We start from the raw sequence: 10,491 nt of genomic DNA, 5'->3' as shown, positions 1-10,491 counted from the left end.
TAGAAACGATAGATATAAATAGTTTAAATAGCATTTTTACAGTAACTGCAAATGATAATTATGGTATAGATGGTGTGCATGCAAACCATCCATTAACCCTTAGAAATGGAAGATCTTCTACAGTAACCTCAAATGGAGGAAAAATATCTGTAAATAACTTAACTATTGTGTACACACCAAAAACAGGTTATGATGGGGTAGATTCTTTTATTTATACTATTACAGATGCTAGTGGAGACGCTTCAACAGCATCTGTTACGGTAACTGTGGTAATACCTAAAAGGGATCTTACAAATGCTACTATAGATGATCATATAGATTCTAAAAATGAGTTTTTAGTTTATCCTAACCCATCAAACGGCTATGTACAGAGTACTTTATTTAGTAACATACAAACAAAGGCTACACTTTATATTTTTGATGTAACCGGCAAGGTTGTTTATAATTCAGCTTTAGAGATTAAGAAAGGGCGAAATGTTTTTGATTTAAATTTAAATCTTAAGCCTGGAGTGTTATTTTTAAAGATTTTGAGCTCAGAAGTAGATTTCGGAACTTCAAAAATTATATTTAACTAAATTTAAATAAAGTTTAGTATTAAAAAAGAGGAAAGCGTATGTTTTCCTCTTTTTTGTTTTCTATGTCCCGCCTTTAAATATGCTTAAATAAAGGGTGTTTTTATAAATACATGCTATTAGGTTTGCTAAAAAGAAATTGAAGAACAAATTAAAGGTATCTAACCTAAAACCCTTTTTTAAGGAAACTTGATTTTAGATCATGAAGGCAGAGTTTCTGCACGTAAAACTATTAAAAGTAGTATAATTCATCCGAAGAAATAATTTGAACTGAGTTCTATCAAAACAAATTTTTGAATGTAATTCCAATAATCAGGACAAGAGTTTTTTTTGAGGTTTAGGTGTTTGCGAAGTAATAATATAAGGTTACAAAGACGGTGACTGTTTTAAAATTATAAGATGTTTATGAAACAAACTAACTTACGCAGGGATTAGTTTCATTACTTCTAATTTGATTGTTATTTATAAAGAGATTCCTTAGTAGAAGAGAATATCCGAAGGAAAAACTTCCTACTTATATATCTCATTTTTAGACTTTTAAAAAACAGCTTCTTAAGTTTTTTACTTTTAATGTTTCATCCATAAATACAAGATTTATTTTTAAATCCCTGCATCAATCTGCATACAAAGCAACACATTCGTACTATGTTAATTTGGTTATTTTTACTATAAAATTATCGGATATTAATCTACAAACAGATAGCTATCTTTTTGATGCTAGAGGTAAACGTATAGAACGAAAATCTATCTTTAAAGGAGATAATTCTACAAGTACGATTAGAATTGGACAGACCAATTTGTTTACTGTTCTTTGTTTAGAATAATTAACCAGAATGACATAGTTATTAAAACGTTAATTGTGGAAAAAAGGAATTAAACATTATTATTTGATAAGTTATAGTTTTTATCATATTAAGAAAACAGGTTGAGATAACTCTTGACCTGTTTTTGGTTTTTTAGATAGAAATTTAAGGGTGTGTTTTGGGTGCTAAAAAAGAGAAATTTGCAGGTGTTTTTATAATTATTATTAGTAAAAATAAAGTCTGTTATACAAGTGTAAAGCGCAAATATTTTTGTTTGATGAGGAAAATAGTTATGACAGATTAAGTCTAAATTTATGTTTAACCTGGCATTAACTGTGTAAAACAGCTTTTTACACTCATTAATGAGGTGTTTTAACCTCATTAATGCGAGTTTGTTCTGGCTTTCTTATTGCCATATTTGCACAATAAGAAAGTTTTAGCAAAACTTTATAATATTAAAACCTAGACAATGTATACTAAAAAAAATCATTTTCTTGTTCTTTGTATGTGCGTTATTTCGATCATTTTCGGATCTAATTACATGTAAAATAGTTAAGAAGGAAATCAAAAAAAATGCTTTTAAAATTTGAAATAGATAGATTTATTAATTAGACCATTACTGCAATTAATATTTAAGTTTTGGCCCTCAATAACATAATTTAATAAATAATGAGATTTTTTTTAGCTAAAAAGATATCTTTCGCTACACTATTGTTTCGGATAGTTTTACCTTTTTTTATTTTTTCAAGTATTTGTTTCACTTTTTCACAAGAGATAAGGTCTCAGAATGCAGTAAAAAGTAATTCAACTATATTTTCTTTATCCTATTTACAAGAAGATAAAAAACTTTTAAAGGAAGAGGTTCTTTTAAATGAATTTAGAAGCATGCCTGAAACTGGTAGTTTTGGTATTAATAATGGTATTTATTGGTTCAAGTTAATTATTAATAAAACAAAGGAAACTCACAATTTAATTACATACATACCTACACATAATATTGATGCGATTGACGTTTATCAATTAAACGGGGCATCTTTAAATTATATAAGTTCAACCGGAAATAGCATTGCTAGAGATAAGTTACCAATAGATTTTAAGTTTCCTGCTTTTAAAGTAAACGCTAATGAGGTTAATGATAATATTTACTTTTTAAAAGTAAATTTTCCAAAAGAAGCCAATTTTCCAATAAAAATTATAAATGAAAAAGTCTTTTTAAACTATGTATTAGATAAAAAGGCGATTAACAGTTTCTATTATGGTACTTGTATGATCATAATTTTATTAAATCTATTTTTCTTTATTAAATTTCGAGAAAGCACCTATTTGTATTATTTCTTTTTACTAGCTTCTTTAATGATGATTTTTTTATTTTACGATGGCTCTTTAATACAGCTGTTTAGAGGAAACGAATTTTATTACAAACTAGAACTATTAGTTCATATTTCTACCTTAATTTGGTTCTTGTTATTTTCAATAAAATTTCTAAATCTTGAAAAAAGAATCTTACATTTTACAAATTACTTTTATTTATTTCCGTTTCTAGTTCTCTTTTTTTATATACGTTTTCTATATACTAATAATTATACTTTTATAGCAATAGCAGATACCATTGGTATCTCAGCTTTTCCTGTTTTATGGCTTTTTGGTATTCATTATTTAAAGATTATACCGGCTGCAAAATTTTATGTACTTGGTTATCTATTAATGGTTCCTTTGGCAGTTTTTTTTATAATTTGTTATCCTTTTGGGCTTTGGAAAGTTGATGGAGATATGCTTATTGTAAAAATTGCAGGTTGGTTAGATATCATTGTTTTTACGTACGCCATTAGTTATCGAATGAAAACTAAAATTATAAATGGAGATCTAAGTATAAAACAATTAAAAGAAGCCATAGAAAGTACACAACTTAAGTTATTACAAAAATCTGAAATAGTCAATCCTTATTTAGTTTTTTTAGAAGAGAATACTATATCTACACAACCCTTAAGTTTAAGAGAGGTAGATGTTTTAAAATATTTAAACGAAGGAAGTAGTAATAAAGAGATAAGTGAAAAGCTATTTATCTCTTCGAATACAGTGAAAACACATATTAGAAATATTTATACCAAACTAAATATAAATAATAGGCTAGATGTAAAAGCAAAAATAAAACATTTAAACACCTAACAACTAGTTTTTTAAATTAAGGGGTGATAAAAATCACCCCTTAATTGATAGGTCTATTGATTGTTTTTATTCACTTTTGAACAATATCAAGTATATCCTCCTTTCAATATCAAGTATATCTTCCTTTCAATATCAAGTATATCCCGCTTTAAAGTAATTAAATTTTAAGTTAAATATAAAATAGTAACAGTATGAAAAAAAATCTCTTGACATTAATAACCGTACTATTTTGTGCAATTACTTTTGCTCAAATTGCTCAAAGTGTACCTCAAGGAATCAATTATCAGGCAGTAGCAAGAGATGCTTCTGGTGATGTATTAATAAATCAAACTTTAACGATTCAGTTTTCTGTTATTTCAGATATAAGTACTGGAAATATAAGTTGGCAAGAAACACATACAGCAACTACTAATGACTATGGTCTTTTTACAGCTATTATTGGCCAAGGAACCACAACAGGTTCAGGTTCTTCAGCAACATTTGATGCAGTTGATTGGGGTTCATCCAATCATTTGTTAAAAGTAGAAGTAAATGATGGTAATGGATATGTTGATATGGGAACATCAGCATTTATGAATGTGCCTTATTCGCTGTATGCAAAAACATCAAGTGATGCGCCGGCTGTAGCTTTAAATACAGCTAAAGTTGGTTATACAGATGCTTTGGTTTGGAATGGTACAGCCGTTGCATGGATTATATCTGTAATGGAGGATGAGGCAACATCTGCAAGAGCGGCAGAGCAATCGAATACAGCTGCAATTGCAGCGGAGGTAGTAATGGCAAGAGCAGCAGAATTAGTAAATGCAAATGCAATTGCAGCCCTAGAGGCCAGAATAGTAGCTTTAGAACCAATTATGGCATCGGTAGGAGATCTTAGAGCAGGCGGTATTGTATTTTGGGTTGACCCATCAGATAATTCAAAGGGCTTGGTATGTGCTTTAGAAGACCAAAGGCCAATACATGGCCAAGATTCAAGAATACAATGGGGAGATCGATATGTAGGTGCTACAGGATCTAGTGGGGTAATCAACACAACTAAGATTATAGAAATGCAAGGTGAACCAGCAACTAGCTATGCAGCAGGTTTGGCAAGGGCATATGCAGGAGGTGATTATACCGATTGGTTTTTACCGAGTAAAGAGGAATTAAACCAAATGGATCAAAATAAAGCGACATTAGAAGCGGTTACTGGGTTTACTGCATTTGTTCGTTCTGATGATGGCAAATACTGGAGTTCTTCGGAGTCGGAGTACAATGCTTCTAATTCGTGGATGCAGGATTTCGATAGGGGTTATCAGTACAATACCCAAAAGAGTACCCCTTTATATGTGCGTGCAGTTCGAGCTTTTTAATTATTTAACAATTTAATTTTGTGTGGGGTAGCGACCGATTTTAAAAGATGGCACTACATACTTTTTGTGTTAATGAATAGTTTTGTAAACATCATTTTAGATAACGAAAAAAATACTTTTAACAATTTATCCATTCATCGTGGAAGTAATCGAGTTTAATTTTAACATCAACTAATGAAAAAAATACTTTTAACAATTACAGCCATATTTTTTGCTACTTTTAGCTTTTCTCAAGTAATTACTAGAGCTATTTCTTCAAGCGGTGGGAATTATTCCAGTTCAGCAGCTTATAGTTTTTCCTCAACGATAGGAGAACCTATAATTAGTACATTAACAGGAACTGGTTTTGTCTTTACTCAAGGTTTTCAGCAAAGTTTTACAAATACAACAGCACCAACAGCAATTGCAAAAGATATTACAGTAGAACTAGATAAGAACGGGAATGCTACGATTACAGCAGCACAAATCGACAATGGTTCTTCGGATGATTCAGGAGATGTTACTTTGAGTTTAGATAAAACAGATTTTTCTTGTGATGATGTAGCAGCGGATATAACATCGAACAATTATTCAATTGATTTTGATGGTGTAAATGACTGGATCGATGCTACAGGAAATGGTGGAGCGAAAGCAAGTGCTGCTTCATTGGGATTACCTGTATCTGAGATTACTTTAGAGGTTTATGTAAATGTGAAAACGTTTGGTATCTGGAAGTCGATGGTAGGCTTCTTACAGGACAATGGTAGTTTTGAAAGAGGATGGGACTTAGAGACTAGAAACGATAATAGGTTTGGATTTGCATTAAATAGTGTAGGTGGCGGTGGTAGTCTCACATATATGGAGACAACTAATCAATTCAACTTAGATCAATGGTACCACATTGCTGGTACATATGATGGGACTACTATGAAAATCTATGTTGATGGAGTATTAGAAAATACTTCTACGGCAGAAAATGGAGATATATTCTATGCTGATTCATGGTTAGCATTAGGAATGTATAAAGATGATGACGAAGCCAATTCTATTGTTTCAGGAATGGATGAAGTTAGAATTTTCGATTATGCTAAAACTCAAGCAGAAATTCAAGCTACTATGAGTAGCACTCTTTCTGGAACTGAGACAGGACTGGTAGCATACTATCCGTTCGAAGATGGTCCAGGTAGCTCAACAGTTTCAGACCTTAGTGGAAATGGACATAACGGTATACTTACCAATATGGACCCTGCTACAGACTGGCATACAGGTTCAACTGCATCTGGTAGAGGAACATTGGTAACCATGACAGCAACAGACGCAAACGGTAATACTTCAACAGCTACCGCAATTGTTACTGTAGAAGACAACATTGCTCCAACCATAACTTTAGAGGGTGATGCAAGCATAACACACGATGCGTATACAGATTATACAGATGCAGGCGTTACTTATGCAGACAGTTGTTCAGCTACGTTAGTAACTACAGATGATATAGATATAAATACTCCAGGAACTTATGCAGTAACCTATACAGCAACAGACGAAAGTGGAAACGAAACGATTGCAACAAGAACTGTAATTGTACAAGATACAACTCCACCAATAGCAATAGCAAAAGACATAACAGTACAATTAAATGCTTCTGGTAATGCAACAATTACTCCTGCAGACATCGACAATGGTTCTTCGGATGCTTCAGGAGATGTTACCTTACAATTTGGAGTTTCTGGGACACTAAACGGAACTGCTTTTGAAGGAGGGGATGTTTTGTTGCAAGCTCCTTCGGGAAGCATTATAAATGGTATTACTTTTGCCAGTTATGGTGCGCCAAATGGAACTGCTGACAACTATACTATAGGGAGCTGTAATGCAAATAATAGTTTAACCATTGTAGAAAGCTATGCATTAGGACAAAATACAGTAACAATACCTGCATCCAATGGTGTTTTTGGTGACCCTTGTCCAGGGATAAGTAAACGACTTTATATTACAGCAACATATGCTGCAGAAGGAGAAAGTGAAAAGTCTTTTGATTGTTCTAATCTGGGTACTAATACTGTTACCTTAACAGTTACTGATGACAATGAAAATGTTTCAACAGCAACAGCAATTGTTACCGTTGAAGATAACATCGATCCAACAATTACTTTAAATGGATCAGCGACGATGGATATTGTTGTTGGCAATTCATTTGCAGATCCAGGAGCAACAGCAGAAGACAATTGTTCAGCTACAGTAACTATTACAGGAACTTTAGATGTTAATACGGTAGCAAGCTATGTCTTATATTATAAAGCGATAGATAGTTCTGGAAACGAATCATCTACAATAACAAGAACAGTAAATATTGTAGATACTACAAAACCAGTAATTACCCTAACAGGAAGTAGTTTAAAAACAATAGAAGTAGGAGTTTCATATTCAGATTTAGGAGCAACAGCATCAGATAATTATGATGGTGATATTTCAGAAGATATTGTAACTGTTTCAAATGTTGATGCATCAATTGTTGCGGTTTATACAGTTACTTATAATGTTACGGATGCAAATTTAAATACTGCTGATCAAGTAACAAGAACAGTAAACGTTGTCGATACAATTGATCCTGTTTTAACAGTAACAAATACAAGTGTAAACTCAGATGCTAGTGTTTGTGGCGCAACGATTTTAAGTTTTGGCGCAACAAGTGCAGATGCTTCAGGGTCACCAACCATTACGTTTAGCATTGCAGAGGGAACTGTATTTGTTATAGGAACTACGCTAGTAACTGCTACAGCCACAGATTCCAATGGAAATAGTGTATCAGAAGGTTTCAATGTAACCGTGATTGATACTGAAGATCCAAAGATTACTTTAAACGGCGATGCAAGCATAACACACGATGCGTATACAGATTATACAGATGCAGGCGTTACTTATGCAGACAACTGTTCAGCTACGTTAGTAACTACAGATGATATAGATACGGATATCCCAGCAACCTATACTGTAACGTATACAGCAACAGACGAAAGTGGAAACGAAACGATTGCAACAAGAACTGTAATTGTACAAGATACAGCACCACCAATAGCAATAGTAAAAGATATTACAGTACAATTAGATGCTTCTGGTAAAGCAAGTATTTCAACTACAGACATCGACAATGGTTCTTCGGATGATTCAGGAGATGTTACTTTGAGTTTAGATACAACTGATTTTTCTTGTGATGATTTAGGCGGAACATCTACAGCAATAACACCAACACTACTAGGAACTGAATCTCAGAATACCCACTCTCATGCTGGGGGATACAACCCAAATACAAATGAATTCTGGTATCCGGCATGGCAAGGCCCAACAGTAAATGTATACGATGAAAATCATCAATTCTTGAGAACTTTTAATTCTGGTCAACCCAGCATAATGCAACTATGGATGGATTCCGATAGTGATACAGATTATTACGTCGCCGATTGGTATTCTACGTTTACTCGTGTAGACAAAAATGGGCAAAAAGTATGGAGCTATACAAGTACAAATGGACGTGATGCTTCAGGAATCAGTACGGATAATAACTTTGCTTATTTGTTGTCTAGTAAAGGCGACAAAATTGAGGTGGTAAATAAAAACACAGGAGTGTTTGTGAAAGTGATTACTTTACCGGGTACAGTGACAATTCATGGAGGATTGGTCATTGCAAATAATCGTATTTATATAGCAGGTATAGCTGAAAATTGGTCAACTAACCCAAATAATCAGAGATATGTTCATCAATTGGATATGGATGGTACCTATATAAGCTCTACTTCCACTAATGGAGTAACTCCCTATAACACGGCTTTTGATGGCGAAACCATGTGGGTTTCTGCAAACAACAATAGTATTACAGGAATTAAAATTTCTGAAGGTAACGCTTACGGTGCTGGAGCAGGAGTCCCTGTTATTTTAACAGTTACAGACGCAACTGGTAATGTTTCATCAGCCACTGCCACTGTTACTTTAGAAGATAACATTGCTCCAACGATTACTTTAAACGGCGATGCAAGCATAACACACGATGCGTATACAGATTATACAGATGCAGGCGTTACTTATGCAGACAACTGTTCAGCTACGTTAGTAACTACAGATGATATAGATACGGATATCCCAGCAACGTATACTGTAACGTATACAGCAACAGACGAAAGTGGAAACGAAACGATTGCAACAAGAACTGTAACTGTACAAGATACAACACCACCAACAGCAATAGCACAAGATATTACAGTACAATTAGATGCTTCTGGTAAAGCAAGTATTTCAACTACAGACATCGACAATGGTTCTTTGGATGATTCAGGAGATGTTACTTTGAGTTTAGATACAACTGATTTTTCTTGTGATGATTTAGGCGGAACATCCACTGCAATAACACCTACTTTTATAGGAACTGAATCTCAGAATACCCACTCTAAAGGTGGAGGATACAACCCAAATACCAATGAATTCTGGTATCCGCAGTGGTCAGGAAGAACAGTGAATGTCTATGACGCAAATCATCAATTTTTAAGAACCTTTGATTCTGGTCAAAGCACGATGATGCAACTATGGATGGATACCGATAGTGAGACAGATTATTACACGGCAAATTACAGTCATAGAACCTATACTCGTATAGACGAAAATGGGCAAAAAGTATGGAGTTATAAGATAACAAATGGTAATAATCCTGGAGGAATTAGTACGGATGCTACTTATGCTTATTTATTGGCTGATGGCGGCAACAAAATTGAGGTAGTAGATAAAAACACAGGAGTGTTTGTAAAATATATTACTTTACCAGGTTCAATATACCATTGGGGAGGTTTGGTCATTGCAAATAACCGTATTTATATAGGGGGTAATGCTCAAAGTTGGTCAACTAATCCAAGTAACCATCAATATGTTCATCAATTGGATATGGATGGTACCTATATAAGCTCTACTTCCACTAATGGAGTAACTCCCTATAACACGGCTTTTGATGGTGAAACCATGTGGGTTTCTGGAAACAGCAATAGTATTACAGGAATTAAAATTTCTGAAGGTAACGCTTACGGTGCTGGAGCAGGAGTCCCTGTTATTTTAACAGTTACTGACGCAACTGGTAATGTTTCATCAGCCACTTCCACTGTTACTTTAGAAGACAACATTGCTCCAACGATTACTTTAGAGGGTGATGGAACGATTACGATTCTTGTTGGCGATGTATTTACAGATCTAGGCGCAACTGCTTCGGATAACTGTTCAGCAAAAGTAGTTGCAACAGGAACTGTAGACAATGCAGATGTTGGGAGTTATATTTTAAGTTATAAAGCGGTAGACGGTTCAGATAATGAATCTGCTGCAGTAATTAGAACTGTAGAGGTTGTAGACACAACAATACCGGTACTTACTTTAACAGGATTAAATCCACAAACGATAGAAGTTGGTGCTGCATATACAGAATTAGGAGCAACTGCAACAGATAATTATGATGATGATACTGCTTTAACCAGTTTTATTGATGTCGATATTAGCAATGTTAATCTATCACTTGTAGGAACCTATACAGTTACGTATAATGTAACAGATGCAAACTCAAACGCTGCCGAACAAGTAGAAAGAACAATAGAA

General features: G+C 33.7%; 4 protein-coding genes. All 4 read left to right on the top strand.

What is annotated here, in order from left to right; translation table 11 throughout:
• Nucleotides 1-575, top strand: a 575-nt coding sequence (locus BTO16_RS10265) for an Ig-like domain-containing protein (RefSeq protein ID WP_170064447.1), incomplete at its 5' end; no start/stop codon positions are given.
• 1,469 nt (nt 576-2,044) lie between these two features.
• Complete coding sequence (locus BTO16_RS10260; RefSeq protein ID WP_105021602.1) at nt 2,045-3,541, top strand: LuxR C-terminal-related transcriptional regulator; 1,497 nt, start codon at nt 2,045-2,047, stop codon at nt 3,539-3,541.
• Nucleotides 3,542-3,732: 191 nt separating this feature from the next.
• Nucleotides 3,733-4,893 (top strand): Lcl C-terminal domain-containing protein, encoded by a 1,161-nt coding sequence (locus BTO16_RS10255; protein WP_105021601.1) that lies wholly within the window; start codon nt 3,733-3,735, stop codon nt 4,891-4,893.
• Between the two features lie 174 nt (nt 4,894-5,067).
• A partial coding sequence (locus BTO16_RS17620) for an immunoglobulin-like domain-containing protein (protein ID WP_170064445.1) occupies nt 5,068-10,491 on the top strand: 5,424 nt, incomplete at its 3' end.

Origin of the sequence: Polaribacter glomeratus (genome assembly GCF_002954665.1) — a bacterium.
In the GTDB taxonomy this organism is placed as follows: Bacteria; Bacteroidota; Bacteroidia; order Flavobacteriales; family Flavobacteriaceae; genus Polaribacter; species Polaribacter glomeratus.
This window is presented reverse-complemented; position numbering and strand designations above follow the sequence as displayed.